The organism is Halomonas maura (assembly GCF_030409305.1).
Lineage (GTDB): Bacteria > Pseudomonadota > Gammaproteobacteria > Pseudomonadales > Halomonadaceae > Halomonas > Halomonas maura.
This window is the reverse complement of the sequence record NZ_JAUFPQ010000009.1, coordinates 311,433-335,806: the sequence shown is the minus strand read 5'-3', so window position 1 is coordinate 335,806 and position 24,374 is coordinate 311,433. Positions and strand designations below refer to the sequence as shown.

30 protein-coding genes and 1 tRNA gene are annotated in these 24,374 nt (G+C 69.4%); 10 read left to right on the top strand and 21 right to left on the bottom strand.

Features of this window, described 5'->3' with window-relative positions:
- Window positions 1–10: 10 nt before the first annotated feature.
- The 5 genes from fdh3B (at window position 11) to QWY76_RS03615 (ending at window position 4,240) form a co-directional block, all read left to right on the top strand.
- On the top strand, window positions 11–625 hold the full coding sequence (gene fdh3B, locus QWY76_RS03635) for a formate dehydrogenase FDH3 subunit beta (RefSeq protein WP_183382346.1): 615 nt from the start codon (window positions 11–13) through the stop codon (window positions 623–625).
- An 11-nt stretch (window positions 626–636) separates the two neighbouring features.
- The gene (locus QWY76_RS03630) at window positions 637–1,707 is read left to right on the top strand and encodes a formate dehydrogenase subunit gamma (RefSeq protein ID WP_290309743.1); all 1,071 of its coding nucleotides are present in this window, start codon (window positions 637–639) and stop codon (window positions 1,705–1,707) included.
- A 99-nt stretch (window positions 1,708–1,806) separates the two neighbouring features.
- Window positions 1,807–2,127 (top strand): DUF1244 domain-containing protein, encoded by a 321-nt coding sequence (locus tag QWY76_RS03625; protein ID WP_290309742.1) that lies wholly within the window; start codon window positions 1,807–1,809, stop codon window positions 2,125–2,127.
- Window positions 2,124–2,645, top strand: coding sequence for a molybdenum cofactor biosynthesis protein B (gene moaB, locus QWY76_RS03620; RefSeq protein ID WP_290309741.1), 522 nt, complete (start codon window positions 2,124–2,126; stop codon window positions 2,643–2,645). The genes QWY76_RS03625 and moaB overlap by 4 nt, the downstream gene beginning before the upstream one ends.
- A gap of 368 nt (window positions 2,646–3,013) precedes the next feature.
- Window positions 3,014–4,240, top strand: coding sequence for a molybdopterin molybdotransferase MoeA (locus QWY76_RS03615; RefSeq protein WP_290309740.1), 1,227 nt, complete (start codon window positions 3,014–3,016; stop codon window positions 4,238–4,240).
- Here the strand turns inward: QWY76_RS03615 and QWY76_RS03610 are convergent.
- From QWY76_RS03610 to QWY76_RS03580, 7 genes are all read right to left on the bottom strand, one after another.
- Window positions 4,227–4,811, bottom strand: coding sequence for an acyl carrier protein phosphodiesterase (locus tag QWY76_RS03610; RefSeq protein ID WP_290309739.1), 585 nt, complete (start codon window positions 4,809–4,811; stop codon window positions 4,227–4,229). The two genes, QWY76_RS03615 and QWY76_RS03610, sit on opposite strands and share 14 nt — an antisense overlap.
- Before the next feature lies 1 nt (window position 4,812).
- Entirely contained in the window at window positions 4,813–5,166 is a 354-nt protein-coding gene (locus QWY76_RS03605) for a TusE/DsrC/DsvC family sulfur relay protein (RefSeq protein ID WP_290309738.1), read from the bottom strand.
- A complete protein-coding gene (gene tusB, locus QWY76_RS03600; protein ID WP_290309737.1) occupies window positions 5,166–5,456 on the bottom strand; it encodes a sulfurtransferase complex subunit TusB in 291 nt (96 codons plus the stop codon). The genes QWY76_RS03605 and tusB overlap by 1 nt, the downstream gene beginning before the upstream one ends.
- A gap of 20 nt (window positions 5,457–5,476) precedes the next feature.
- Entirely contained in the window at window positions 5,477–5,854 is a 378-nt protein-coding gene (tusC, locus tag QWY76_RS03595) for a sulfurtransferase complex subunit TusC (RefSeq protein ID WP_290309736.1), read from the bottom strand.
- Between the two features lie 23 nt (window positions 5,855–5,877).
- Entirely contained in the window at window positions 5,878–6,270 is a 393-nt protein-coding gene (tusD, locus tag QWY76_RS03590; RefSeq protein ID WP_290309735.1) for a sulfurtransferase complex subunit TusD, read from the bottom strand.
- Window positions 6,271–6,345: 75 nt separating this feature from the next.
- Window positions 6,346–7,014: a Bax inhibitor-1/YccA family protein gene (locus QWY76_RS03585; protein ID WP_290309734.1), complete on the bottom strand. Its 669-nt coding sequence runs from the start codon at window positions 7,012–7,014 to the stop codon at window positions 6,346–6,348.
- 86 nt (window positions 7,015–7,100) lie between these two features.
- Window positions 7,101–7,544: an NUDIX hydrolase gene (locus tag QWY76_RS03580; RefSeq protein ID WP_290309733.1), complete on the bottom strand. Its 444-nt coding sequence runs from the start codon at window positions 7,542–7,544 to the stop codon at window positions 7,101–7,103.
- A 112-nt stretch (window positions 7,545–7,656) separates the two neighbouring features.
- Here QWY76_RS03580 and QWY76_RS03575 point away from each other — a divergent pair.
- Window positions 7,657–7,746 (top strand) — tRNA-Ser (locus QWY76_RS03575).
- Between the two features lie 371 nt (window positions 7,747–8,117).
- Here the strand turns inward: QWY76_RS03575 and QWY76_RS03570 are convergent.
- The 6 genes from QWY76_RS03570 to QWY76_RS03545 all read right to left on the bottom strand — a co-directional run bounded on the left by QWY76_RS03570 (window position 8,118) and on the right by QWY76_RS03545 (window position 13,586).
- Window positions 8,118–9,419 (bottom strand): DUF4236 domain-containing protein, encoded by a 1,302-nt coding sequence (locus tag QWY76_RS03570; protein WP_290309732.1) that lies wholly within the window; start codon window positions 9,417–9,419, stop codon window positions 8,118–8,120.
- 274 nt (window positions 9,420–9,693) lie between these two features.
- Window positions 9,694–9,924, bottom strand: a complete 231-nt coding sequence (locus tag QWY76_RS03565) for a hypothetical protein (RefSeq protein WP_290309731.1) — start codon at window positions 9,922–9,924, stop codon at window positions 9,694–9,696.
- Between the two features lie 470 nt (window positions 9,925–10,394).
- A complete protein-coding gene (locus QWY76_RS03560; RefSeq protein ID WP_290309730.1) occupies window positions 10,395–10,715 on the bottom strand; it encodes a hypothetical protein in 321 nt (106 codons plus the stop codon).
- Window positions 10,712–11,353: a metallophosphoesterase gene (locus tag QWY76_RS03555; protein WP_290309729.1), complete on the bottom strand. Its 642-nt coding sequence runs from the start codon at window positions 11,351–11,353 to the stop codon at window positions 10,712–10,714. Before QWY76_RS03555 ends, QWY76_RS03560 begins: the two co-directional genes overlap by 4 nt.
- 144 nt (window positions 11,354–11,497) lie before the next feature.
- Window positions 11,498–11,785, bottom strand: coding sequence for a hypothetical protein (locus tag QWY76_RS03550; protein WP_290309728.1), 288 nt, complete (start codon window positions 11,783–11,785; stop codon window positions 11,498–11,500).
- A gap of 94 nt (window positions 11,786–11,879) precedes the next feature.
- Window positions 11,880–13,586, bottom strand: coding sequence for a potassium/proton antiporter (locus QWY76_RS03545; protein ID WP_290309727.1), 1,707 nt, complete (start codon window positions 13,584–13,586; stop codon window positions 11,880–11,882).
- A gap of 160 nt (window positions 13,587–13,746) precedes the next feature.
- Here QWY76_RS03545 and QWY76_RS03540 point away from each other — a divergent pair, with 160 nt between their 5' ends.
- Window positions 13,747–14,937: an ABC transporter substrate-binding protein gene (locus QWY76_RS03540; RefSeq protein ID WP_290309726.1), complete on the top strand. Its 1,191-nt coding sequence runs from the start codon at window positions 13,747–13,749 to the stop codon at window positions 14,935–14,937.
- A 3-nt stretch (window positions 14,938–14,940) separates the two neighbouring features.
- Here QWY76_RS03540 and QWY76_RS03535 read toward each other — a convergent pair whose 3' ends face one another.
- From QWY76_RS03535 to QWY76_RS03525, 3 genes are all read right to left on the bottom strand, one after another.
- Entirely contained in the window at window positions 14,941–15,720 is a 780-nt protein-coding gene (locus QWY76_RS03535) for an alpha/beta fold hydrolase (RefSeq protein WP_290309725.1), read from the bottom strand.
- A 17-nt stretch (window positions 15,721–15,737) separates the two neighbouring features.
- Window positions 15,738–16,421 (bottom strand): 7-cyano-7-deazaguanine/7-aminomethyl-7-deazaguanine transporter, encoded by a 684-nt coding sequence (locus QWY76_RS03530; RefSeq protein ID WP_290309724.1) that lies wholly within the window; start codon window positions 16,419–16,421, stop codon window positions 15,738–15,740.
- 158 nt (window positions 16,422–16,579) lie between these two features.
- Complete coding sequence (locus tag QWY76_RS03525) at window positions 16,580–18,496, bottom strand: propionyl-CoA synthetase (RefSeq protein ID WP_290309899.1); 1,917 nt, start codon at window positions 18,494–18,496, stop codon at window positions 16,580–16,582.
- Window positions 18,497–18,836: 340 nt separating this feature from the next.
- Here QWY76_RS03525 and QWY76_RS03520 point away from each other — a divergent pair, with 340 nt between their 5' ends.
- The gene (locus QWY76_RS03520; RefSeq protein WP_290309723.1) at window positions 18,837–19,160 is read left to right on the top strand and encodes an ArsR/SmtB family transcription factor; all 324 of its coding nucleotides are present in this window, start codon (window positions 18,837–18,839) and stop codon (window positions 19,158–19,160) included.
- Between the two features lie 19 nt (window positions 19,161–19,179).
- Here the strand turns inward: QWY76_RS03520 and sohB are convergent, their stop codons facing one another.
- Complete coding sequence (gene sohB, locus QWY76_RS03515; RefSeq protein WP_290309722.1) at window positions 19,180–20,214, bottom strand: protease SohB; 1,035 nt, start codon at window positions 20,212–20,214, stop codon at window positions 19,180–19,182.
- Between the two features lie 133 nt (window positions 20,215–20,347).
- Here sohB and QWY76_RS03510 point away from each other — a divergent pair, with 133 nt between their 5' ends.
- The gene (locus tag QWY76_RS03510; protein ID WP_290309721.1) at window positions 20,348–20,659 is read left to right on the top strand and encodes an SCP2 sterol-binding domain-containing protein; all 312 of its coding nucleotides are present in this window, start codon (window positions 20,348–20,350) and stop codon (window positions 20,657–20,659) included.
- Window positions 20,660–20,667: 8 nt separating this feature from the next.
- Here the strand turns inward: QWY76_RS03510 and nudC are convergent, their stop codons facing one another.
- The 4 genes from nudC to QWY76_RS03490 are packed head-to-tail and all read right to left on the bottom strand — an operon-like array spanning window position 20,668 to window position 23,492.
- Window positions 20,668–21,444, bottom strand: a complete 777-nt coding sequence (gene nudC / locus QWY76_RS03505; RefSeq protein ID WP_290309720.1) for an NAD(+) diphosphatase — start codon at window positions 21,442–21,444, stop codon at window positions 20,668–20,670.
- Window positions 21,444–22,208 carry a DNA polymerase III subunit epsilon gene (dnaQ, locus tag QWY76_RS03500; protein WP_290309719.1) on the bottom strand — a complete coding sequence of 255 codons (765 nt, stop codon included), beginning with the start codon at window positions 22,206–22,208 and terminating at the stop codon, window positions 21,444–21,446. Before dnaQ ends, nudC begins: the two co-directional genes overlap by 1 nt.
- A gap of 44 nt (window positions 22,209–22,252) precedes the next feature.
- The gene (gene rnhA / locus QWY76_RS03495; protein ID WP_290309718.1) at window positions 22,253–22,723 is read right to left on the bottom strand and encodes a ribonuclease HI; all 471 of its coding nucleotides are present in this window, start codon (window positions 22,721–22,723) and stop codon (window positions 22,253–22,255) included.
- Window positions 22,716–23,492 (bottom strand): class I SAM-dependent methyltransferase, encoded by a 777-nt coding sequence (locus QWY76_RS03490; RefSeq protein ID WP_290309717.1) that lies wholly within the window; start codon window positions 23,490–23,492, stop codon window positions 22,716–22,718. Before QWY76_RS03490 ends, rnhA begins: the two co-directional genes overlap by 8 nt.
- Window positions 23,493–23,591: 99 nt before the next feature.
- Here QWY76_RS03490 and gloB point away from each other — a divergent pair, with 99 nt between their 5' ends.
- Complete coding sequence (gene gloB / locus QWY76_RS03485) at window positions 23,592–24,359, top strand: hydroxyacylglutathione hydrolase (protein WP_290309716.1); 768 nt, start codon at window positions 23,592–23,594, stop codon at window positions 24,357–24,359.
- The last annotated feature ends 15 nt before the right edge of the window (window positions 24,360–24,374 follow it).

Below are 24,374 nucleotides of genomic sequence, written 5' to 3'. Positions count from 1 at the left end.
GGAGGACATCATGGCCACGATGAAATTCATGTGTGACGCCGAGCGCTGCATCGAGTGCAACGGCTGCGTCACCGCCTGCAAGAACGCCAACGAGGTGGAATGGGGCATCCAGCGGCGCCGCGTGGTGACCCTGGACGACGGCGAGCCCAGCGAGGTATCGATCTCGGTGGCCTGCATGCACTGCGACGATGCCCCCTGCATCGCCGTCTGCCCCACCGAGACCCTCTACCAGCGCGACGACGGCATCGTGCTCCACGACAAGGACCTGTGCATCGGCTGTGGCTACTGCCTCTACGCCTGCCCCTTCGGGGCGCCGCAGTTCCCGCAGCAGAGCGCCTTCGGCGAGCGTGGCAAGATGGACAAGTGCACCTTCTGCGCCGGGGGCCCGGCCGACAGCAAGGAGGAGGAATACGCCAAGTACGGCGCCAACCGCATCGATGAGGGCAAGCTGCCGTTGTGTGCCGAGATGTGCTCCACCAAGGCGCTGCTCGCCGGTGACGCCCAGGAGATCGCGGATATCTTCCGCCAGCGGGTGGTCCGCCGCGGTCATGAGGATGGCGGCTGGTCCGGCAACCCCCGGGCCGAGGCCGATTCGCTGGCCCATGACGCCACCCGGCAGGGCTAAGGAGGCAGACCATGAGCATCGCGATGCGAGACCCCTGGCGGCTCGTGCTGTCGGCCCTGCTGGTGGCGCTGCTGCTGGCCGCCCCGGGCCTGGGCCGGCAGGCCCTGGCCCAGGCGACCACGCCCGGCGCGGCGAATCCCGGCCAGGAAGCCGCCTTCGCCGTGCCCGCGGTGGACGCCGACACCTGGCGGCAGATCCGCGCTGGCGAGACCGACGCCAACTTCCGCGACAGCCGGGCAGACAGCACCTACAACCTGATCAATGCCAGTGGCGAGACCTGGCGGCAGATCCGCGACCGCTGGGTCTCGCCCTTCGGCGCCATCGCCATCCTCGGCATGCTGGCCATGATCCTGGTGTTCTATCTCGTCGTCGGCCGCCAGCGGCTCGACGAGCCCCGCACCGGGCGCAAGCTGCTGCGCTGGCCGGTACTGGACCGCGCCCTGCACTGGAGCGTGGCCAGCCTGTTCCTGCTGCTCGGCCTGACCGGCCTGTTGCTGCTCTACGGCAAGGCCCTGCTGCGCCCGCTGTTCGGCGACGGCGCCTGGGCCGGCCTGATGATCGGCACCAAGACCCTGCACAACTACCTGGGCCCGCTGTTCGCCATCCTGCTGCTGCTGGTGCTGGCCCGCTTCCTGCGCCACAACCTGCCCAGGCGCCACGACCTGGCCTGGCTGCGCCAGGGTGGGGGCATGGTCGGCAAGGGGCATCCGGATGCCGGCTTCGCCAACGCCGGCGAGAAGCTCTGGTACTGGCTGCTGGCCAGCGTCGGCCTGGTGGTCGTGATCAGCGGCCTGGTGCTGGACTTCCCCAACGTCGGCCAGGCCCGCGACACCATGCAGTGGGCCAACGTCATCCATGCCCTCGGCGCGCTGGGCCTGACCGCCGTGGCACTGGGCCATATCTATATCGGCACCCTCGGCACGGAGGGCGCCCTGGAGGGCATGACCCACGGCTACGTGGACGAGAGCTGGGCCAGGCAGCATCACAACCTGTGGTACGAGGAGGTCAAGGGCAAGACCGACCAGGCCGCCCCGGAGGAGGCAAAGGACCCATCGTCAGCGGCCTCCCGTCCCCCCGGCTGATCGCCTCGCGCCCTGTCACGACACCGCCCACGGGCGGTGTCTTTTGTTAAGCTGGGGTATCGCCCCCCAGGGGCCCGACACCAGCATGGAGCCAACGCGATGCAACACCTTGACGACAGCACCCGCACCGAACTCGAGGCCGCCGCCTTCCGCCGTCTGCTGCGCCACCTGGACGAGCACAAGGAGGTGCAGAACATCGAGCTGATGATCCTCGCCGACTTCTGCCGCAACTGCCTGTCCAAGTGGCTGGTGGCCGCCGCCGAGGAGCGCGGCGCGACGCTGGACTACGAGGCCGCCCGGGAATACGTCTACGGCATGCCCTACGGCGAGTGGAAGACCCTCTACCAGGCCGAGGCCACGCCGGAACAGCAGGCCGCCTTCGAGGCCCGCCAGGCCGCCAAGCAGGAAAACGGACAATGAGCGAGGCGATGATCCCCCTCTCGGTGGCGGTGCTCACCGTCTCGGATACCCGCACCGAGGACACCGACCGCAGCGGCCAGGCGCTGGTGGCGCGGCTCACCGCCGCCGGCCATCGCCTGGCCGACAAGCGCATCGTCGCCGATGACGTCTACCGCATCCGCGCGGTGGTCGCGGCCTGGATCGCCGACCCCGACATCCAGGTCGTCCTCACCACCGGGGGAACCGGCTTTACCGGGCGCGATTCCACCCCCGAGGCCGTCTCGGTCCTGCTGGACAAGCGCATCGAGGGTTTCGGCGAACTCTTCCGCCAGCTGTCCTGGCACGAGGTGGGCAGTTCCACCGTGCAGAGCCGCTGCCTGGGCGGCCTGGCCAACGCCACCGTGGTGTTCTGCCTGCCCGGCTCCACCGGGGCCTGCCGCACCGGCTGGGACGGGATCCTCGCCGAACAGCTCGACAGTCGCCACAAGCCGTGTAACTTCGCGAATCTGGTGATCCCCGAACGAGGCCAGCATGGCTGACAACCACGAGACGGCCGACGGTCGGCACAAGCCATGTAACTCTCTACACCTTCCGGCCAACCTGGTGATCCCCGAAAGAGGCCAACATGGCTGACAACCCCGAGACGGCCGACGGCCGGCACAAGCCGTGCAACTCTCTACACCTTCCGGCCAACCTGGTGATCCCCGAGCGAGGCCAACATGGCTGATAACCACGAGACGGTCGACGGTCGGCACAAGCCGTGCAACTCTCTACACCTTCCGGCCAACCTGGCGATTCCCGAGCGAGGCCAACATGGCTGACAACCCCGAGACGGCCGACGGCCGGCACAAGCCGTGCAACTCTCTACACCTTCCGGCCAACCTGGTGATTCCCGAGCGAGGCCAACATGGCTGATAACCACGGCGACTTGCAGCCCGTCGAGGCGGCCCTCGTCGCCCTGCTCGACGGGGTGACCGCGCTGCCCGACGAGACCATCGCCGGCGAGGCGGCGGCGGGCCGGGTGCTGGCCGGGGACGTGATGGCCCGCCTCGACGTGCCGCCCTTCGACAACAGCGCCATGGATGGCTATGCCCTGGATCACCGTGACGCCGGGCAGTGGCTGCCGATCGTCCAGCGCATCGCCGCCGGCACGCCCGCCGCCCCGCTGGCGCCCGGCGGCTGCGCGCGAATCTTCACCGGTGGCGAGGTGCCCGCCGGGGCCGACTGCGTGGTGATGCAGGAGCGTGTCGAGGTCGAGGGCGAGCGGGCCTGGATCCCCGCCGCCATCCCCGCCGGCGACAACCTGCGCCGACGCGGCCGCGACGTGGCCGCCGGCGACCGCCTGCTGGCGGCCGGTACCCGCCTCGATGCCGCCGCCCTGGGGCATCTCGCCGGCCAGGGGATCACCCGGGTCGCGGTCCGCCGCCGTCCGCGCATCGCCCTGCTCTCCACCGGCGACGAGATCGTCGACCCCGGTCGCCCGCTGGGCCCCGGGCAGATCTACAATTCCAATCGGCCCATGTTGCGCACGCTGCTGACCCGCTTCGGGGCCGAGGTGGTGCGCGTCGAGACGGTGCCGGACGATGTTGAAGGCACCCGCCGGGTGCTGCAGGAGGCCGCCGAGAGCGCCGATGTGGTGGTCACCACCGGCGGGGTCAGCGTCGGCGAGGAGGATCACGTCAAGGCCGCCCTGGAGGCCCTGGGTCGGCTCGACATGTGGCGGCTGGCGATCCGCCCCGGCAAGCCGCTGGCCCTGGGGCGCCTGCCCCGCCGAGCGGCACAGGGTGGCGAGGCTCGCTTCGTCGGGCTGCCCGGCAACCCGGTCTCCGGCTTCGTCGGCGCCTGGCTGTTCCTGCGGCCGCTGATCGGGGCGCTGCTCGCCTGCCCGGCCCTGGCGACGCTGCCCCGGCTGGTCGCGAGCGCCGACTTCGAGACCCGCACCGGGCCGCGTCAGCATTATATGCGCGTGATCCTGGACTTCACCGCCGAGGGCATCGTGGCCCGGGCCTTCCGGGACCAGAACTCCGGGGTGCTGTCGTCCTGCGTCGGCGCCGATGCCCTGGCGGTCATCCCGCCGGAGACCACCGTCTCGCCGGGGACGGACGTCGACTGCCTGTGGCTCAGGGTCGATTGAGGGACTGGCCCGGGGGGACCCCCAGGGCCTGGTCCACGTCGTCCCAGAGACGGCAGAAGGTCAGCTCCAGCCGGTCGTAGTCACGTTCCAGCCAGGGCAGCAGGTCGGCCAGGCGATTCGGGCCGGAGAGTCGTCGGCCGATGCCTTCCACGGCGCGGCAGGTGAAGCGGAAGTCGGCATAGCCCCGCAGCCAGTCCTGGCGCACCAGCACCGGCATCATCGCCGCCAGCCGGTCGGGGGCCGGGCGCGCTGCCAGCAGCCGGTAACAGCGCTGGACGAGGGCATCCCGCTCATGGCGCGGCAAGCGATTGGCCAGGAAATGGTCCCACAGCAGGTCGAGGGCGATGCCGGCATAGCGTCGCCGACCGTCCGGGGCCAGGGTTCTCGCCTGCCGCACCGCGGGGTGGGCATCGACGAAGGCATCGACCCGCCGGTGGTGGCGGATGCCCGCGGCCACCGCCTCCCGCCAGTCGCCGAGGTCGCCCCCCTTGACGCCGTCGGCGACGAGGTTGCCATACAGGAAGTCGTCACTGCCTCCCCGGGCCAGCCAGCCATGCGCCAGAAAGTTCATGTCACAGGCAGTGGGTGGGTTTCGGCAGGCCCGCCAGCCGGGCCGCGACCTTGGCCGGACTGCCGGGGAAGAGCCGCATCAGGTGGATCGAGCGCCCCTTGTCCGGCCCCAGCGCCAGGCCCACCGCCTTGACCAGCGGACGCATGGCGGGCGCCATCTCGTAGCGCGCATAGAAGTCGCGCAACACCCGCAGCACTTCCCAGTGGTCTTCCATGAGGCGGATGCCCTCCTCGTCCGCCAGTGCCTGGGCCACGCCGGGTGACCATTGGTCGAGATCGACCAGGTAGCCCTCCGGGTCGAGGCCGATCGCCTGGTCCTCGACGGTTAGATAACGGTATATCTCCGTGGTTGCCATCAGTACCAGCTCACCGTCTGATCGGCTTCCTCGGTCAATTGCACGAAGCCATCCACGTCCACCACCTGTACCGAGGCGTCGCAGCGGCCGACCAGGCCACGCGCCTCCAGGTCCTCGCGCAGGGCGTAGAGGCGCCCCGGGATGTCCTCGTAGTAGCGGATCAGTTGTGGCAGCGCGCCCTGCACGCCGTCCTCGATCAACAGCAGGCGATCGTCCGGCGCCATGGCCGTCACCGCCTGGGCATACACCTGGCTGCTGGCCGGCGAGCGATTCACGATATGCAGTTTCATCCTCGAACTCCTCGAGCCGGCTAGAAGGTGAGTACCAGCGGATGGGCCGCCACCGCCCGTTCGATGCTCTCGGCGACCAGCGGACGGCTGGGCAGCATCAGGTCGCCCTCCGCGAGACCCAGGCTCGCCAGTGCCTCGGCCTCGACCCACAGGGTCTCGATATCATACATCGCCAGCATCTCGAGTGTCGGCGCGGTGCCCTTCTGGCCCAGCGGGCCCGCCTGCTGTCCGCTCACCAGGGCGCTCACCCCCTCGCCCATGAACAGCAGCGAGACCCGGCGGCCGAAGGCGGCGGCCACCAGGGCCGCATCCAGCCCCTCCCGCAGCCAGCTGGTGCCATGCGGGCCGTGACGGAGGATCACCAGCAGCTCGCCGGTCTCGAGGTCGCTGTCGCTCATCATCGCTTCTCTCTCGTTCATGCTCAGGGCCCGAAGGTCACCAGCCGATCGCTGCGCAGCCCGAGATCGACCAGCTGGCCGAGGCCGGTCAGCTCGAAGGGCGCCTCGACACTGTGGCCCGTCTTGCCATGGCGGCTCGCCTCGCGCGCGTCGAGCAGCCCCCGGCGCAGGGCCGCCGCGATGCATACCTGCAATGGCACGGCGTGCTCGACGCCGAGCGACGCCCAGGCGTCCACCAGATGGGGCTCGTCCTGGGGCGGCGAGGCCAGCCGCGCGGCATTGTGCACGCCGTCATGATAGAAGAACACCGCCTCGAGGCGGTGCCCCCGCGCCAGCACGGCGCGGGCGAAGCGCAGCGCGGAATGGCTGGCCTGATGGCTGTAGGGGGCACCCATCAGCAGGATCGCATATCGCATGGAAGGCCTCGTCGTAAACGTGCTGGCCCCGCCGTAGCGGGGCCAGCCATGCGCGTGCCTGGAAAACCGCGACGGTCAGTCCTGGCTCATGATCCCCAGCAGGGAAAGCAGGCTGACGAAGAGGTTGTAGATCGACACATAGAGGGTGATGGTGGCGAGAATGTAGTTGGTCTCGCCGGCCCGATGCACGATCTCGCTGGTCTGGTAGAGGATGGCCGCGGAGGCGAAGAGCACGAAACCGGCGGAGACCATCAGCGAGAGGGTGGGGATCTGGAAGATCAGCGCGGCGACCATGGCGAGGATCAGCACGATGGCACCCGCCATCAGGAAGTTGGCGAGGAAGCTGAAGTCCTTGCGGGTCACCAGGGCGACGGCCGAGAGGCCGAAGAAGGTCAGGCCGGTCAGGCCCAGGGCGGTCATGATCAGCTGGGCGCCGTTGGGCAGCGTCAGGTAGGCGCTGAGGATCGGCCCCAGGGTGAAGCCCATGAAGCCGGTGAAGGCGAAGGTCGCCAGCAGGCCGGCCGCGGAATTGGCGGTCTTGTGGACCAGGAACATCAGGCCGTAGGCACCGATGAAGAACACCAGGATATTCATCTGCTGAATGCCCAGGGCCATGGCGCCGCCCGCCGTGATGGCGGAGAACAGCAGCGTCAGCGCCAGCAGACCGTAGGTGTTTCGCAACACCTTGTTGGTGCTGACGGCCTGCGTCTGCTGACTCGTCACTCGCGTGTCTTGGTAAGCCATTGATCCAGTGCTCCCTATTGATGGACCCTTCTCACGACACAGGATGCCGCCTGCCGGTTGCCGACGCAAGCACACCTTGTCGGGTTTCAACGACAATTCTGCGCCGGCCGCCCCGCCAGCAGCCGCCGGGCAATCTCGGCCGCGGCATCGCAGACCGTGTCGCCCGCGGCTTCGATGCCGGCGATATCCATCCAGCATAGCGCCTCGGCATCGTCGCCGGCCACTGCCTCACCGCCCCGCCAGTCGACTCGCAGCACGACGATGACGAAGTGGGCGCGGAGTGCTCCCTGGCGGTCCCGGTCGACCACCTCCACTGCCGTCTCCACCTCACCCACCCGCCCCTCGAGGCCGGTCTCCTCGCGCAACTCGCGCCTCACCGCCTGGTGCAACGACTCGCCGGGCTCGACCTTGCCCCCCGGCAGGGCCAGGCAGCCGGCGTTGGGGGGATGGGCGCGCCGAACAAGCAGGATCCGGGCATCGCGCACCATCGCCGCCGCCACCGCCACCCTTGGCCACCGCTCCCCTGTCATGCCCCACCTCGGCGCCAGCGGCCACCCGACCCGGTGGTATCGGGATAACACCTTGATCGCACGACGGTCTTGACCTCCACGGAAAAACTGGTAGGATGCATCGCCGTGAGCCGGAGGGATGGCAGAGCGGTTGAATGCACCGGTCTTGAAAACCGGCGAAGGTGAGAGCCTTCCCAGGGTTCGAATCCCTGTCCCTCCGCCACTTCCTATTCAGAATCAGGCGCCTACGGGCGCCTTTTTCGTTTCCCCCGCCTATTCGCCGAGCGGAAAAAACGGCAGCTATCGGACCGGTCACCACCGCTTGAAGGGCAGCCTCCATCCCACTGGGTCAGAGCGTGTCATCGAGGGCAGCTCCGCTGCTCCTGCCTGATACAACCTAGCATAAGCAGCACGGCACCTGCCTGGCCAGCTAGCCGCCATGACCGCCTCGTTGGCGGCGGGAGCCGTCGGGACCCGCCTGCCGGCCAGCGAGACACCCTGCCCCTGCTCCATGGCGCGAGCGCCAGCCGCGGCGTCATCCCCGCGGTCGACGCCGCTGGCAGTGGTGGCGTCGTCCGGATCCGACATCGGATATCAGGTGTCCTGGCGGTGGCTCCCCGGCTGTGCAGCCCCGAGCGACGCCGCCTGCTCGAGCTCTGCTGGGGTGAACGGGGTGATGGGCTTGAAGATGCCGGTCCTGGTCAACTTGCGCCTGAGCGCGAAGGCCTCGAGCACCTGGACGGGGTCGAGCCGATCCAGAGCGGCGAAGTCGATCATCTTCCACGCCGGCTTGGGCACCAGAACGCTGTACAGGTAGGTCTCCTCGTGGTTACCCGTCACCTGATCGAGGGCATCGGTATAGGCGGATAACATGGCCACCTTCACGCTGGGCAGCCGGTGGAAGACTTCGCCGAGTACACGCATGGCCACCCCATGGGCATGGTCCCGGTAGAGTTGGCGCCGGCGCGTGGCGGGTAATGCCTTGCGGCTGACCTTGAGCTGGCCCGCCGGCATCGACCATTCGCTGCCGGGGAACGCGTCCTCCTGCGGCAGCTCGATGTCGATCGCCACCGTGGCGGCGTTACTGCCCAGGTCGAAGCTGATGGCGGTCTCGCGGGGCCAGGGGATCTCACCGAGATAGTCCTCGAGGACCTCTGCCATGGCGTCGATGTCATGGCGCACCCAGTCGGTGTCGCGCTTCTGGCGGCGCAGCTCATGTTGCTCGAAGACGTGCCTGTCACCGCGCCAGTTGTCCATCGCCTCCCGGTAGCGCGTGTCGCGGGCCTGGTTCTCGGCGTCGATGGCACGGCCGGCCGGTGGCCAGAGCAATCGGGCGAAGGCCGACTTTCTCAACGGCGGCTCCGGCTGCGGTTCGGGGGTGCGAAAGGTGCGGCGCTGGAAGCGGGGCTGGTCCAGGGGGGGAGGTGTCTCCAGGTGAATCCGGCCCAGCCGATCGAGTTCCGCATTCAAGCGTTCACACTCCGCCTGGACCAGTTCACGCAGGCTATCCCCCATGTAACGTTTCAGTACCCGGAACTCCGCGTCATCGAAGCGCTCTCCGGCGCCATCCCTGATGTCGATCTGGCCACTGTCGTCGACCTCGACGACGACCGGGATCTCCCCGCCATCCTTGAGCGCCTCCTCCAGGCGCTTGGCTGGGCTCGACTCGCTCCCGGAGGATCGACGCGAGTCCGTGTGCCTTGGTCCCGACGGGCCGTCCAGCCGAGAGCGATAGGACAATCCGGTACCGGGGATGCCGACCTTGGCGTGTACCCCTCGCTTGCTGATGGTGACCCTCGCCCCGCGAGGGCCGACCGACGCCCCGATGCCGGACTTGCCGAGGTTGAGACGCAGGCCAGGCGCCACCTTGATACGTTTCCTGAAACGGAGTGCCATGTCTGTTACGCCTCCCTGCGATGCCAGCCATGCCGCCTAAAACCCGGTCACGACCTTCGTCCTTGGCTATGTACAGCCGCGTGTCGGCTCGCTTGAACAAGCGCGAAAAGGGCTCCCCCATGGCGAGCGCCGCCGCGACACGCCGCCCCACATCGCCCGGAGCCAGGCGATCGCACGCTACCAGGACCCGCACCGGGCCGCGTCGCCCGCCGGCGGGCTAGCGCGATCCCGGCCGTGACAGGGCCCGCACCGGGCCGCGTCGCCCGCCGGCAGGCTAGCGCGATCCCGGCCGTGACAGGGCCCGCTGCCCCTTGCCGCTGAGCCAGACCAGCGCGATCAGGAACAGGCCCGCCACGACCAGCGGGGCGAAGAAGTCCCCGAGGCCTTGCGCGGTCTCCCCGTGGACCATGATCATGCCCGCCGCCAGGCCGATGAAGGCAAGGAAGCTCACCCAGGTGAGCGCCTTGAGGGCATACCGGCCGAAGGTCCGAAAGGTCATTGTCATATCAACGCTCCCGCTCTCCCGCATGGACGAGCCTGCCACCGGCCAGTGGCCAGTACGCCGGCCCATTGTTTCCCATGGTGCTCTGCTTGTCGGTTTCCTCGATGTAGCGTGGTCGATGGGCCGGCATCATGCCAGGCCAGCCGCTCACGCCCAGGCAACCGACGACGGCGACGGTTCGAGATGGCGGTCAGGCTGTCCGGGGTGGCCAGGGCCTCGACCCTCCGCTGAGCGGACTCCCGGGATGGCGCCTGATAGTAGACCGCTGCCCAGAAGGCCACCATCGCCCCAGGCTAGCGATCGGGGCAGCATCCGAGGCGGGGGCCGGCCAGTCATCACGCCAGCCGACGGTCATCGACAGGATGACCATGAAGAACACCCGGTAGACCGGCGCGCCCTCGTGCGTCCCGAGCAGGAAGACGTCGAAGATGGCGAAGAAGCCGCCCACGCCGCCGCGAGGCATCGGCCTTCACCTACCTGTGGAAGAGGGCCGAGAGGCCAGCGCAGGAGAGCACCGTCAACCCGGCCGAGCGCTCGAGGTTGCCGTTGACCCGCATCTCGACCAGCGCCAGCACGACGATGACGAACAGGCTCGACTCGACCACCGCCAGGTGAAAGGCGCCGAAGCAGAAGACATTGACCCGGGCATACCGATCGCCACGGTGCCCACCGACACCCCGGGGCGATTGCCAAGGCGACAAGGAGGCATCGACCCGCGCGCGGCGGCCTGTACCGTCAAGATCCAATGCAATGGCCGGCGAGGAGGCCTCGAGCGCCTGCCCTGCCGGGGTCATCCCAGCAGGTCCCGCGCCTCGACCAGGGTCAGGCGGCCGGTCAGGAAGGCACCGGTATCGAGGTAGTGGACATTGCCGAGCACCCTGGGCGCCTCCACGATGGTGTGACCGACGACCACGGCATCGATGCCGGTCACCGGGGTGGTGTCGCCCTGCCGGATTCGCTCTCGCCCCCATACCAGCGCATGACGGTCGCACTCCTCGATGCGCGCCCAGTCCGCCGGCGGCTCGGCGTGCACCAGGCCGATACGCCGCTCCCCCACCCTCACCTCACGGGCAAAGGGCAGATGGCGCAGGGCCTCCTGCAGGACCCGCCTGACCTCATCGAGCGACGCCTCCAGGGCCCAGCCACCCCCGTTGATCCGCCACAGGGGCATGGCGGCGTCATCGACGCACAGGGCCTCATGCGCCATCACCTCGTGATTGCCACGCACGCCATGGAACCAGGGCCGACGGGCCAGCCGCAGGCAGGCCAGCGAGGCCGGCCCCCGGTCGATCAGGTCACCCACCGAGAACAGGCGATCCACACGCTCGTCGAAATCGACCCGTCTCAGCCGCGCCCACAGCAGGTCATACTCGCCGTGCAGGTCGCCGACGAAGAAATCGCGTCCCCGGCGGTTCATCTCATGGCGAATCATGCCTCTCTCCCGGGTATGCCGACGCTGGGTCGGCCAGCCAGCGGCAGGCGCGGAACGAGGAGCAGCCACCGCCGACCGATGTGCCGAAGGCACCGCCATCCATCGAGGGAGACGGCGCGTCGAGACAACGCCTGACGCTCCCGGCTAGGCGGGAGGCAAGCTGCCGCCGCCAGGCGAGCCAAGCGGCGTGCGCCCCTCGCTGGCCACTCGCGACGCTGCTACCAGGGAATCTGGCTCGCTGGCCGAGGCCGGGAGTTCGGCGACCACCACCGAGTAGGCATGGTCGTGAACGGCCACCAGCGGGATGGCACGCAGCACGCGTACCGACCGGTTGCCGACGCGCAGGACGTCACCGGGTTGCGGAGGCCGGTCGACCGCCAGGGAAACGAGCAGGTCACTGCCCGGCACATAGCTGACCACAAGGACGTTCATGGGGACGGTCTCCGAGGCTGCCACTCGCCACAGTCTCGACCATCCCTCCCGCGCTGTCACGGCGCCCGTCGCTCCCCGACCCGACAGGCTGCTACTAGTAGAGGCGCAGCCCCACCCGGGTCACCCGGTTGCCATCCATCTCGCTGACCACCCAGTGGATGCCATGCCAGTCCACGTCATCGCCCACCACCGGGTGGCCGCCGACCCGCAGCGAGATGAAATCGGCCAGCGTCATGTCCTGCTCGCCGGGGCTGAGCGTAAGCCCGTAGGCATCGGCCACGTCGCCCATGCGCGCCGCCCCGTCGAAGGTGAAGGTGCCGAAGAAGGCCCGCTCGCGCTTGAGCGTGGCATCGCCGTTGAACAGCCGGTTGAGGGCCGGCAGGTCGTCGGTGCGGCCGATCACGCAGAGCACATCGCCCCGGCACAGTCGGGTGCTGCCCTTGGGATGCAGCATCACGCCCTCGCGGAACAGCGAGGCGATCAGCGCCCCCGAGGGGAAGCGCAGCAGGCGAATCGGCACGTCCTCGAGATCGGCGTTCTCGACCAGGTAGACGAACATCTCGAAGTCGTTGTCCGCCTGGATCCCCAGGGGCCCGCGCCGGTTGGGCGTCACCGTGGGCGGCAGCTGGACCTTCAGGCGCCGGGCGACCCAGGGCAGCGTGCCGCCCTGGATCAGCAGCGACAGCAGCACCACCGCGAAGGCGACGTTGAAGTACAGCGAGGCGTTCTCCACCCCACCGATCACCGGAAAGATCGCCAGCACGATGGGCACCGCGCCGCGCAACCCCACCCAGGCGATGAAGCCGACCTCCCGCCAGCGGAAGCGGAAGAACGGCTTGATCGCCACCAGCACGGCCAGGGGGCGCGCCACGAAGATCAGCGCCAGGGCCACCGCGGTGGCCGGCAGGGCATACGCCAGCATCTCGCTGGGGGTCACCAGCAGGCCCAGCACCAGGAACAGGCCGATCTGGCTCAACCAGGCCAGGCCGTCATGGACCGGCAGGATGAAGTTGAGATGATGCCCGGGCCGGTTGCCGATCATCAGCCCCGTCAGGTAGATGGCCAGGAAGCCACTGCCCCCCAGGGCACTGGTCAGGCCGAAGACGCAGAACCCCAGGGCCAGGGCCAGCAGCGAGTAGAGGCCCGGCGCCAGGTCCAGCCAACTGATCAGCCGCGCGATCAGCCAGCCCGCCCCCACGCCGATGACGATCCCCAGGCCGAACTGGCGCAGGAAGAAGAGTGCGGTCTCCAGCACCCCGCCGATGTCCCCGACCAGCACCTCCACCAGCATCAGCGTCAGGAAGATCGCCATGGGATCGTTGGTCCCCGACTCGATCTCCAGCGTCGCCCCCACCCGCTCGTTGAGGTTGATGCCGCGGCCGCCGAGCATCGAGAAGACCGCGGCGGCATCGGTGGAGCCGACGATCGCGCCGACCAGCAGTCCCTGGACCAGGGTCAGCTCGAACACCGCCATGGCGATCGCCCCGACCAGCGCACTGGTGACGAAGACCCCCAGGGTGGCCAGCGACAGCGCCGGCTTGAAGCCCACCCGGAAGGTCTTGAGCCGCGTGCGCAGCCCGCCGTCCAGCAGGATCATCGCCAGGGCCAGATGGCCGATCAGGAAGGCCAGCGCATAGTCGTCGAACTGGATGCCCAGCAGCCCCTCTTCCCCGGCCAGCATGCCGAGCCCGAGGAAGATCAGCAGCAAGGGCACGCCGACCAGGGTGGAAAGGCGGCTGGCGAGGATGCTCAGGGCAATCAGGAAGCCGCTGAGCAGGAAGAGGGTATTGATCGAATCCATGGCGTCCTGCCCCGGGAGAGGAGCGGGATTATCTCACGACCGTCGGCAGGTCGCGAAGCCCGCGGCAACGTTGAGCGGCATGCTGGCCAGCCCCCGCCCGGCGCCGATAGACTAGCGCCGGACGTCGCACGACGCACCTCACGTCGCAGGAGCCTCTGCCATGCTGTCATCTTCCCGCCGCCGGCCGGCCCGGGTCCGGGCCCTGCTGCTGTTCGTCAGCGGCCTGCTCGTCCTCGCGCCAGCGGTGGCTGCGCAGGAGACCGACGAGGGGCCCCCACGCTTCCCGCCCCTCGAGACCGAGGTGATGGTCCCCGACCTGTCACGGCCGAGCGAGCCACCGGCCACGGATCCGTTGGCCGCCTTCCGCACCCTGCCCAGCGGACCGGCGGTGGACACCCCGACACGCCTCAGCGCACCCGCCGTGGCCGTGGGGCCGGCGCAGCCCATCGAGCCGCCGCCGGAGCGCCGCCTCGAGGTGATGCTCGACTGGTATCCCAGCCCCCGCCACGCGGCCCTCTTCGTGGCCCGAGAGCGGGACCTCTTCGCCCACCGCGGCCTGGCGGTGGAGATCGCCACCCCGGCCGACCCGGATGTGCCCACCAAGCTGCTCGCCGCCTCGCGTATCGACCTCGCCGTGACCCGGCAACCGCTACTGCACCTGCTCGCCCATCGCGGCCAGCCGCTGGTGCGGGTGGCGACCCTGGTCGGCGTGCCGCTGACCGCGCTGGTGATGCGCAGCGATGCCGACCTCCCCTCGCCACCGACCCTGGCCGGGACGCGAATCGGACACGCCGACCGGGACGGCGAGGCGATCCTGCTGGCCACCCTGCTGGCCAGCCAGGATGTCGACCGCGAGGAGATCGACAGCCCCGACCTGCATTTCAGGCTGGAACAGGCCATGCGCGAGGAGCGCGTGGACGGGGTGATCGGCGCGCAGCGCCACCTGCTGCCCCGGGCGCTGGCCGACGATGGCCTGGCGACCACGATGCGCCCGGTGGAGGACTTCGGCGTGCCGCGTCACGACGGGCTCGTCCTGGTGGCTAACCGCAACCACCTGAGCCGGCAGCGGGACGCCATCCGGCGCTTCGTGGAGGCGCTCGAGGAGGCGACCGCCTGGATCCTCGAGCACCCCGAGGAGAGCTGGCCGCTGCTGGCGACGGCCGAGCCGACGCTGGACACGCCGGCCAACCGCGCCGCCTGGCCAGAGATCCGCGCCCGCCTCAGCCTGGCGCCGGCCGCCCTCTCGCGATCCCGCTACGCCGATTTCGAGCGCTTCCTTTTCGAGGCCGGGCACATCGACGAGCGCCTGCCGGTCGGGCGTCTGGCCGTCGACCCCGGCGCCCGGCCCTGAGGGTCAGTCGAGCCGCTGGTCGAGAAAGGCATTGACCGCGTCCTGGAAGGCCTCGGGCTGCTCCGCGTGCAGCCAGTGGCCGGCCTCCAGGGTCACCAGCTGCGCCCCGGGCAGCACCTCGTAAAGGGCCGGCAACATGGCATCGGTGACATAGTCGGAGCGAGAGCCGCGGATCACCAGGGTCGGCCCCCGGAAGGCGCCCTCGCCGGCCGGCGCCGCCCTGATCGCCTCGTAATCCCCCTCGATCTCGTCCAGGCCGATGCGCAGACGCAGCTGGCCCGTCTCGGCGCGCTCCAGGTTGGTCGCCAGGAAGAGGCGAACCGGGCGCTCCGCGACATGCTCGGCGAGCAACGCATCGGCCTCGCCGCGGTTGGCCGGCGCCCCACCCTCGAGCCGGCGCAGCCCGGCGAAGATGGCGTCATGGCCATGACCGTAGGCCCGCGGGGCGATATCGGCAACGATCAGCGAGGCCACCCGCTCGGGCGCCAGGCGTGCCAGGCTGATGGCTACCTTGCCGCCCATCGAATGGCCGAGCAGGTGGGCGCGCGGCACATCGAGGCGGTCGAGCAGGGCCACCAGGTCATCGGCCATCTGGGTATAGGCCATCCCCGCGGCGTGCGGCGAACGGCCGTGATTGCGCAGGTCCACGGCGATGACCCGCCGCGCGGCCTGCCACTTCTTGACATGGGCGCGCCAGTTGTCGGCGCTGCCCAGCAGGCCATGGATGACCACCAGCGGCGTACCCTCGCCGCCGGTGTCGAGATGGTTGAGCGCGATGGTCATCAGGGTCTCCTTGGGAATCAGGAACGGGCCTGGGCCTGCTCCGGCGCCAGGTCGTCGCCTCCGGTCGCGTCTACCAGCCGGCGGGTCAGCCGGGCCAGCAACACGCCGTAGAGCGGCAGGAAGAGCACCAGGCTGATGCCCAGCTTGATGCCGTAGTCCACCCAGGCGATCTCCGGCCAGTGGGCGGCCATGAAGGAATCGGGACTGCGGTGGAAGGCGATGGAGAAGAAGGCGAAGGTATCCGCCAGGTTGCCGAGCAGCGTGGACAGCGCCGGCGCCACCCACCAGGCGCTCAGCCGACGCAGGCGGTCGAAGACGGTGACGTCCAGCAGCTGGCCCAGCACATAGGCCATGAAGCTCGCCACGGCGATACGCGCCACGAAGAGGTCGAAGTCGGCCAGCGCCGAGAGGCCGGCGAAGCTGCCCAGGGGATAGATCACCGAGACGACGTAGGAGACCACCAGGGCCGGGACCATGACCCGCAGGATGATGGCCCGCGCCGGCGCCTTGCCGAACAGCCGGACGGTCAGGTCGGTGGCCAGGAAGATGAAGGGGAAGCTGAAGGCGCCCCAGGTGGTATGCAGGCCGAGCAGCGTGAACGGCAGCTGCACCAGGTAGTTGCTGGCGGCGATCACCAGGATATGGAAGCCGACCAGCAGGGCCAGGCAGCGGCGGGTCTGGGCGGCGGAGAGCACGAACATCGGGCGCACCTATGTTGCGCGAGGGCTGAGGGAGCCCTCGTGAGGCCGGAGGCCGGCGGAAGACGCGCGCATTATACGCAGCCGCCCCGCTCCGGCCAAACCGGCCTGTTTGCCGGGGCCGCGCCGCCCGCGCGCCCCCGACCGTCCCCGTTGGCGGGTTAGACCCGGCGCGCCTGGTGGGCCTCCCCCACCGCCCGGTTCTTCATGGCCTCGTGAACATCCTCGAGGCTCGCGGGGTCGTCGATGGTCGAGGGAATGCCGAACGCCTGGCCGTCGGCGATATTGCGCAGCAGCTTGCGCAGGATCTTGCCGGAGCGGGTCTTGGGCAGGCGATCCACCACCAGCACCTGCTTGAAGCAGGCGATGGGGCCGATGCACTCCCGCACCCGGGCGATGAGCTCGTTCTCGAGGGCCAGCTCGTCGCCGTCGAAGCCGTCCTTGGGGATCACCAGGCCCACCGGCACCTGGCCCTTGAGGGCATCGTGGATGCCGATCACGGCGCATTCGGCGACGGCCGGGTGGGCCCCGACCACCTCCTCCATCTCGCCGGTGGAGAGCCGGTGCCCGGCCACGTTGATGACGTCGTCGGTACGCCCCATGATGAACAGGTAGCCGTCCTCGTCGAAGTAGCCCCCGTCACCGGTCAGGTAATAGCCGGGAAAGGCCGCCATGTAGGCACTGTGGAAGCGCTGGGGATCGCGCCAGATGCCCGTCAGGCAGCCGGGCGGCATGGGCTGCTTGATCACCACGCTGCCCTGCTCCAGCGCCGCTGCCGGCTGGCCCTCGCGGTTCAGGATCTGCACGTCGAAGCCCGGCACCGGCACGGTGGCCGAACCGGCCTTGGTGGGCATCGGCTCGAGCCCCTGCAGGTTGGCGGCGATGGGCCAGCCGGTCTCGGTCTGCCACCAGTGGTCGACCACCGGCACCGGCAGCAGCTCCTCCAGCCAGTGGAAGGTCGGCGGGTCGAGGCGCTCGCCGGCCAGGAACAGCGCCTTCAGGCAGGAAGTATCGTGCTCGGCAAGCCGCTTGCCCTCGGGGTCCTCCTTCTTGATGGCGCGAAAGGCGGTGGGCGCGGTGAAGAAGCCCTTCACCCGGTACTCGGCGATGAGGCGCCAGAAGGCCCCGGCATCGGGGGTGCGCACCGGCTTGCCCTCGTAGACCACGGTGGTGCAGCCGCGCAGCAGTGGCGCATAGACGATGTAGGAATGGCCGACGACCCAGCCCACGTCGGAGGCGGAGAAGAACACCTCCCCCGGCGCCATGTCATAGACGACCTCCATGGAATAGTGCAGGGCCACGCCGTAGCCACCGGTGTCCCGCACCACGCCCTTCGGCTTGCCGGTGGTGCCGGAGGTATAGAGCACGTAGAGCGGGTCGGTGGCCTTCACCGGCACGCACTCCGCCGGCACCGCCCGCGCCACCAGATCGGCCCAGTCATGGTCGATGGCCCCGAGCTCGGCGCGATGCTGCTCGCGCTGCAGCACCACGCAGGCCTCGGGCTTGTAGGCACTCTGGGCGATGGCCGCGTCGACGATGGGCTTGTAGGGCAGCACCCGGTCGACCTCGATGCCGCAGGACGCGGCGACCACCACCCTGGGCTCGGCATCCTCGATGCGCACCGCCAGTTCGTGGGGCGCGAAGCCGCCGAAGACCACCGAGTGCACCGCGCCGAGGCGGGCACAGGCATACATGGCCACCAGGGCCTCCGGCACCATGGGCATGTAGATGATGACCCGGTCGCCCTTCTCGACGCCGAGTCCCTTCAGGGCGCCGGCGAAACGCGCCACTTCGTCGCGCATCTCGCGAAAGCTCAGGGTCCGCTTGCCACCGGTGACCGGCGAGTCCCAGTGGACGGCCGCCTGGTCACCACGCCCCTGCTCGACATGATGGTCGAGTGCCGCGTGACAGAGGTTGAGCTCGCCGTCCTCGTACCAGCGGGCATGCCCCTGGTCGTCATGACGCAGCACGGTCTGCGGCGGAGTGAACCAGGGGAGGCGCCGGGCCTGGTCGGCCCAGAAGGCCTCGGGCTGCTCGATGGAACGACGGAATTCGCTGCGATATGCGCTCATGGATATCCTGCCTGTTGCACGGGTGGCTCACTAGATTGTTGACACTCTAGAACAGCGAATCGAAAAAGACGTCAGACAAAGGGCTAATCTTCGACAAAAGAACGACAGGGCGATGAATATTGTCGACAAAAACCACCTTGACCGCACCAGGATGCCCGCCACACGGACGCCAATGGAACCGGTGGTGTGACGCCCGGTGGACTATAATTGAGTGATGGCTGAATCAGAAAACGAAAACGAAGGCAACAACCGGCCAGCAGGACGCCGAACCATCACGACATAGGGGGACCGTGCCGGCGAACAGGGAGCACTCGCAGCGGGTCCGAACACGCGGGGGTGACACAAGATGAGCGACTCGCAGCGCCGGGCCTCACACCTGCTGGAGGGGGGGGATGCGGTGATCGACCAGGCCAGCGCCCTGCTCAAGGCGATGGCCAATGACAACCGCTTACGCATCCTTTGCCTGCTGGACGGCACGGAGCTGTCGGTGACCGAGCTCAACCGTCGGCTGGCGCTCAGCCAGTCGGCGCTGTCCCAGCACCTCGCCATCCTCAGGCGCGAGGACCTGGTCGCTACCCGGCGAGCCTCCCAGACCATCTACTACTCCCTCAACGGCGAGCGGGCGCGCATCGTCCTCGAGGCCCTGGACCGGCTCGGCCTGCCGGACTGAGCGCGGCGCCCGGGCCGGCTCAGCGCTTCTGCCAGCCGCTGGCATCCAGCAGCTCCAGGCCGCGCCGGGCCCCGTGCTCCACGCCACGCGAGATCGCCAGGCCCAGGCGATCGGCGAGGCCCTGGCGACGTTCCAGGCGCAGTGACACCACCCGCGCGTCCTCCAGGCGCCGGGCCAGGTAGGCCTCGCTGGTGCCGAGCTCGTCCACCAGGCCGCGCGCCAGGGCGTCCTGCCCGTACCAGACCTCCCCGGTGGCCACCGCCTCGATGTCCAGCGCCGGACGGCGCTCGACTACATAGCGCTTGAACAGGCCATGGATGGTCTCGAGGTCCTCGAGGAACTTCTCGCGGCCCTCCTCGGTGTTCTCGCCGAGCACCGTCAGGGTGCGCTTGTAGCGCCCCGCCGTGAGCACCTCCACATCGATGTCGTGGCGCTTCAGCAGGCGGTGCAGATTGGGCAGCTGCGCCACCACCCCGATGGAGCCCAGCACCGCGAAGGGGGCAACGCGCAGCCGGTCGGCACAGCAGGCCATCAGGTAGCCGCCGCTGGCGGCCACCTTGTCCACGCACACCGTGGTCGCAAGGCCCGCCTGCCGCAGCCGATCCAACTCCGCGGCGGCATGGCCATAGGCATGCACCAGGCCGCCGGCCGACTCCAGCCGCACGACCACCTCGTCGGCCTCGCCGGCGACATCCAGCACCGCCGTGACCTCCTCGGCGAGCCGCCCGGTGGCACTGGCCTTGAGGTCGCCGTGGAAGTCGAGCACCCAGACCGTCGAGGTGGCCTGGTCGGGGGCGCGGCGCTTGCCACGGGCCTTGTCATCGCGCCGGAAGGCCTTGAGCAGCCGCTTCCGCGCCCCCGGCTCACTGGCCGCCAGCTGCAGTCGGCGGCGGCGGCGCCGACGGCTGTCGTTGAGCTCCTCGATCCGCAGGCGGACACGTTCGCCTTCGGCCCCGCGGGCACGCATCACCACCAGGACCGCCAGCAGGGTGATGCCCGCCACGGCCAGCAACTGGGCCAGGAACATGCCGTAATCCGTCAGCCATTCGTTCACCGCTCACCTCCTCCTGATGTCCGCTTCCATCCTGCCCACGGCGATCTCGGCGCACAAGCCGCCTTGATTAAAACACTTGTTTTAAATAGGCTCCCCTGAACACATGCCACGACGATCCGCGGAGACCGAACCGATGTCCGACCTCACCCTCGACAAGCTCCAAGCCCGTTTCAATGCAGCGGCCGCCCGCGACATGGACGAGATCTTCCAGTTCCATTTCAGCGATGCCGGCGATCACTACCTGGTGGTCAAGGATGGCACCCTCGAGGTCTGCAAGGGCGAACACGAGGAGCCCTCGGTGAGCCTGAGCCTGAGCACCAAGACCCTGCGCGGCGTGATGAAGGGCGAGATCAGCGGCGTCGGCGCCTTCATGAGCGGCAAGCTGAAGGCCAGCGGCAACGTCATGCTGGCCACCCGCCTGGGCAGCCTGTTCCCGGCCAACTGACCCGCCCGTCAGGATCGCCGGGCCCCGACTTCCTCCAGGTGCGTCTCGATCAGGGCCCGCGAGATGGAATACAGCGGCGGCAACTGGGGCAGCCGCGTCGGCGAGAACCAGGCGGCGTCGCTGATCTCCTCGCCATCGATGCGGATGCGGCGACTGGCCGCCTCGGCGAAGAACCCCAGCATCAGGGAATGGGGAAACGGCCAGGCCTGGCTGCGGAAGTAGCGCAGCCGGCCCACCGTCAGCCCCACCTCCTCGTGGATCTCGCGCCGGACCGCCTCCTCGGCGGACTCCCCCGGCTCGATGAAGCCGGCCAGGGTGGAATAGCGCCCCGGCGGGAAGCGCGGGCTGCGGGCCAGCAGCAGGGCATCGCCGTGGGTCACCAGGGTGATGATGCACGGCGAGATCCGCGGGTAGTTGCGATGGCCGCACTGCGCACAGTGCATGGCGAACTCGCGGTCCAGGCGCGCGGCGCGGGCGCCGCAACGACCGCAGTAGCGATGGTGGCGCAGCCAGGCGCCGACCTGCAGGGCCGTGGAGACCAGCGGGAACCAGGACTCGGGTAGCCGCGCCAGCCAGGCACGGCCTTCCGGCCAGTCGTGTCCCGCCGCCTCCTCCAGGGACAGCGCCACCGGCTCGTCCCGCCACCAGCACAGCGGTTGCATGGCGGCCGTCCACGGCTGCACCGCCTGCAGGGGGCCACCCTCCGGTCCGGGCGCGATGCGCCCCTCGGCCAGGCGGATCACCCGCCCCGCGGCCTCGGCGTGGGGCAACTCGCGACGCAGCATCAGCCCGGCGCCTCGGGGCTGGCGGGCCAGCCCGCCAGGCCGTCCCAGCGACACTCGCCGGCGGCTTCGCGGATGCGCGTCAACTTGTCGCGATGGGCCGCGAGTTCCGCCTCGTCGGGGGCCTGTACCCGCAGCTGGCCCGGTGACAGCGACAACCGGCGGATCGCCATGCCGCCGCCGTTGTCGACCTCGCCTTCGCCGCCGGCGGCGGCATCCAGCGACAGCGCCGTCTGGCCGCCGGTCATCGCCAGGTAGACGTCGGCGAGGATCTCGCTGTCCAGCAGGGCGCCGTGCAGCACCCGGTGGCCATTCTCGATCTCGTAGCGCTTGCACAGGGCATCCAGGCTGTTGCGCTGCCCGGGATGCTTGTCGCGGGCCATCCGCAGGGTGTCGAGGATGCGGCAGTGGTCGGCCACCGGTCCCAGGCGCGGCTCGCCCCGGGCGGCATTGAGCAGGCCCAGCTCGTGGTCGATGAAGCCCACGTCGAAGGGCGCGTTGTGAATCACCAGCTCGGCGCCCTCGATGAAGGCCCAGAAGGCATCGGCGACCTCGGCGAACACCGGCTCCTCGGCGACCCGCTCGTTGGTGATGCCGTGGACCGCCATCGCCTCGGCCTCGATGTCGCGCTCGGGGTTGATGTACTGATGGTAGGTGTTGCCGGTCAGGCGGCGGTTGACCATCTCCACCGCCCCGATCTCGATCAGCCGGTGGCCGTCCTTGGGGTCGATGCCGGTGGTCTCGGTATCCAGGATGATCTGGCGCATGACGTCGCGTCTCGTGCTCGGTGTTCAAAGGGACGCCGGGACCGTCAGGCCCCGGCCAGCATCTCGTCGATGGCCTCGTTGGCCAGCGCATCGGCCCGCTCGTTGCCCGGATGACCGCTGTGGCCCTTGACCCAGTGCCAGTCGATGACATGGCGGTGGGTCTCCTCGTGGAGGGCGCGCCACAGCTCGGCGTTCTTGACCGGTTGCCGCGAGGCGGTCTTCCAGCCCCGCTTGATCCAGCCATGGATCCACTCGGTGATGCCGCGGCGCAGGTACTCGGAATCGGTCCACAGCGCCACCCGGCAGGGGCGCTTGAGCTCGCGCAGGGCCATGATGGCGGCCATCAGCTCCATGCGGTTGTTGGTGGTCTCGGCCTCGGCCCCCTTGAGGGCCTTCTCGTGACGACCGCTTTGCAGCAGCGCGCCCCAGCCACCCGGCCCCGGGTTGCCTCGGCAGGCGCCATCGGTATAGATCGTCACCACGCCAAGCGCCGCGTGCGGTGGTCTGTCAGTCACCCTCGCTCACCCTCTCCGGTCGCGGCCCAAACTGCCGCGAGGCATTGCCCAGCGCCGAGCCGGCCAGGGGTGCCGGGAAGGCCACCCGATTGCGCCGGGGCAGCACCAGCTGGGAGCGGCGTCGGGCATGGATCATGTAGCAGTCGCCCAGCGGCAGGTTGTGCCGCCGGCCCAGGGTCTCGAGCATGGCATTATGGGCGGTACCGCCGGGCAGGCGAAAGCCGCAGTAGTCTACCCGCTGGGCCTCGAAATCGACAAACGCCAGCCAGTCGCTGAGCCGCCCCGGGGTGCGCCAGCGCCCACGCCAGGGCAGGTGCCGGCGACGCCCCGGCCACAGGCGGCTCACGCCGGCCACGCCGAAGGGCGCCCAGCCGAACAGGATCAGATGGCCGTCGTTGTCGATCACCCGCGCCGCCTCCTGCAGCAGGTGGTGGGGGTCCGGGGCCACCTCGAGCAGGTGATGGATCACCACCAGGCTCAGGCAGCCGTCGGGCAGGGGCAAGGCATCGGGGGGGCAGACCAGGGTCGCGTCGCTCTCCGCCAGTTCGGCGGTGGGCGACCAGCGCAGGGCGTGCCGCACCGGGCACATGTCGGCCAGGGTCGGGGCCATGCCGAGCTCGAGTCCGTGGGCCCCGAACCAGCGCTCGCACAGCGGTCCCAGGCAGGCGCGCTCGGCGCGCCAGACACTCCGGCCGCCGGGACTCGCCCAGTAACGGCGGCCTTCTCTTACCAGGCGTGCCAGGGCTATCGCATCCTGCGAATTTGACATGTTGCGCTCTTCTCTCCAAAGTACCCGATTTTGCAGAACACCGATTCAAGGCGCCAGCGGCTCCATCGAGACCGGCCGAGGCGCGAGGACTCCGAGCCCATGTTGAGCGTGACACCGATTCCCGCCTTTAGCGACAACTATATCTGGATGCTTCGGCAGGACACGAACGGCGATGTCTGCGTCGTCGACCCCGGCGATGCCGACCCCGTGATCGAGTGGCTGGAACGCGAGGGGCTCAACCTGGGCTGCGTGCTGATCACCCACCACCACCCCGACCACACCGGGGGCCTGCCGGCGCTGATCCAGCGCTACTCGCCACGGGTCATCGGCCCGCGCAACCCCGATATCCCGGGCATCGACGAGCGGGTCGGCGCCGGGGACGAGGTGCGCGTGATGGGCCGGCTGTTCGAGGTGCTCGAGGTGCCCGGCCACACCCTGGATCATATCGCCTTCTTCACCGCCGGTATCCCGCCGCTGCTGTTCTGCGGCGACACCCTGTTCAGTGCCGGCTGTGGTCGTCTGTTTGAAGGGACTCCCGAGCAGATGCACGCCTCGCTGGCACGCCTCCAGGGCCTGCCCGAGGATAGCCTGGTCTTCGCGGCCCACGAGTACACCCTGGCGAACCTGCGCTTCGCCAAGGCCGCGGACCCGGACAACCCCGACGTGGACGCCGCCGAGCAGGAATGCCGGCGGGCCCGGGAGCTCGACCGCCCTACCCTGCCCAGCACCATCGGGCGCGAGCGGCGGATCAATCCTTTCCTGCGCTGCGACGACGCCGGCGTTCGCCGGGCCGCCTCGGCCCACGGCGACACCGACAGCAGCGTCGCCACCTTCGCCACCCTGCGCGACTGGAAAGATTCCTTCTGAGACACGATACCCGAT

Bases quoted from the DNA above. Each gene is read 5' to 3' on its own strand.
- fdh3B (WP_183382346.1), top strand. From the start codon at position 11: ATGGCCACGATGAAATTCATGTGTGACGCCGAGCGCTGCATCGAGTGC.
- QWY76_RS03630 (WP_290309743.1), top strand. From the start codon at position 637: ATGAGCATCGCGATGCGAGACCCCTGGCGGCTCGTGCTGTCGGCCCTG.
- QWY76_RS03625 (WP_290309742.1), top strand. From the start codon at position 1,807: ATGCAACACCTTGACGACAGCACCCGCACCGAACTCGAGGCCGCCGCC.
- moaB (WP_290309741.1), top strand. From the start codon at position 2,124: ATGAGCGAGGCGATGATCCCCCTCTCGGTGGCGGTGCTCACCGTCTCG.
- QWY76_RS03615 (WP_290309740.1), top strand. From the start codon at position 3,014: ATGGCTGATAACCACGGCGACTTGCAGCCCGTCGAGGCGGCCCTCGTC.
- QWY76_RS03610 (WP_290309739.1), bottom strand. From the start codon at position 4,811: ATGAACTTTCTGGCGCATGGCTGGCTGGCCCGGGGAGGCAGTGACGAC.
- QWY76_RS03605 (WP_290309738.1), bottom strand. From the start codon at position 5,166: ATGGCAACCACGGAGATATACCGTTATCTAACCGTCGAGGACCAGGCG.
- tusB (WP_290309737.1), bottom strand. From the start codon at position 5,456: ATGAAACTGCATATCGTGAATCGCTCGCCGGCCAGCAGCCAGGTGTAT.
- tusC (WP_290309736.1), bottom strand. From the start codon at position 5,854: ATGAGCGACAGCGACCTCGAGACCGGCGAGCTGCTGGTGATCCTCCGT.
- tusD (WP_290309735.1), bottom strand. From the start codon at position 6,270: ATGCGATATGCGATCCTGCTGATGGGTGCCCCCTACAGCCATCAGGCC.
- QWY76_RS03585 (WP_290309734.1), bottom strand. From the start codon at position 7,014: ATGGCTTACCAAGACACGCGAGTGACGAGTCAGCAGACGCAGGCCGTC.
- QWY76_RS03580 (WP_290309733.1), bottom strand. From the start codon at position 7,544: ATGACAGGGGAGCGGTGGCCAAGGGTGGCGGTGGCGGCGGCGATGGTG.
- QWY76_RS03570 (WP_290309732.1), bottom strand. From the start codon at position 9,419: ATGGCACTCCGTTTCAGGAAACGTATCAAGGTGGCGCCTGGCCTGCGT.
- QWY76_RS03565 (WP_290309731.1), bottom strand. From the start codon at position 9,924: ATGACAATGACCTTTCGGACCTTCGGCCGGTATGCCCTCAAGGCGCTC.
- QWY76_RS03560 (WP_290309730.1), bottom strand. From the start codon at position 10,715: ATGACCCCGGCAGGGCAGGCGCTCGAGGCCTCCTCGCCGGCCATTGCA.
- QWY76_RS03555 (WP_290309729.1), bottom strand. From the start codon at position 11,353: ATGATTCGCCATGAGATGAACCGCCGGGGACGCGATTTCTTCGTCGGC.
- QWY76_RS03550 (WP_290309728.1), bottom strand. From the start codon at position 11,785: ATGAACGTCCTTGTGGTCAGCTATGTGCCGGGCAGTGACCTGCTCGTT.
- QWY76_RS03545 (WP_290309727.1), bottom strand. From the start codon at position 13,586: ATGGATTCGATCAATACCCTCTTCCTGCTCAGCGGCTTCCTGATTGCC.
- QWY76_RS03540 (WP_290309726.1), top strand. From the start codon at position 13,747: ATGCTGTCATCTTCCCGCCGCCGGCCGGCCCGGGTCCGGGCCCTGCTG.
- QWY76_RS03535 (WP_290309725.1), bottom strand. From the start codon at position 15,720: ATGACCATCGCGCTCAACCATCTCGACACCGGCGGCGAGGGTACGCCG.
- QWY76_RS03530 (WP_290309724.1), bottom strand. From the start codon at position 16,421: ATGTTCGTGCTCTCCGCCGCCCAGACCCGCCGCTGCCTGGCCCTGCTG.
- QWY76_RS03520 (WP_290309723.1), top strand. From the start codon at position 18,837: ATGAGCGACTCGCAGCGCCGGGCCTCACACCTGCTGGAGGGGGGGGAT.
- QWY76_RS03510 (WP_290309721.1), top strand. From the start codon at position 20,348: ATGTCCGACCTCACCCTCGACAAGCTCCAAGCCCGTTTCAATGCAGCG.
- nudC (WP_290309720.1), bottom strand. From the start codon at position 21,444: ATGCTGCGTCGCGAGTTGCCCCACGCCGAGGCCGCGGGGCGGGTGATC.
- dnaQ (WP_290309719.1), bottom strand. From the start codon at position 22,208: ATGCGCCAGATCATCCTGGATACCGAGACCACCGGCATCGACCCCAAG.
- QWY76_RS03490 (WP_290309717.1), bottom strand. From the start codon at position 23,492: ATGTCAAATTCGCAGGATGCGATAGCCCTGGCACGCCTGGTAAGAGAA.
- gloB (WP_290309716.1), top strand. From the start codon at position 23,592: ATGTTGAGCGTGACACCGATTCCCGCCTTTAGCGACAACTATATCTGG.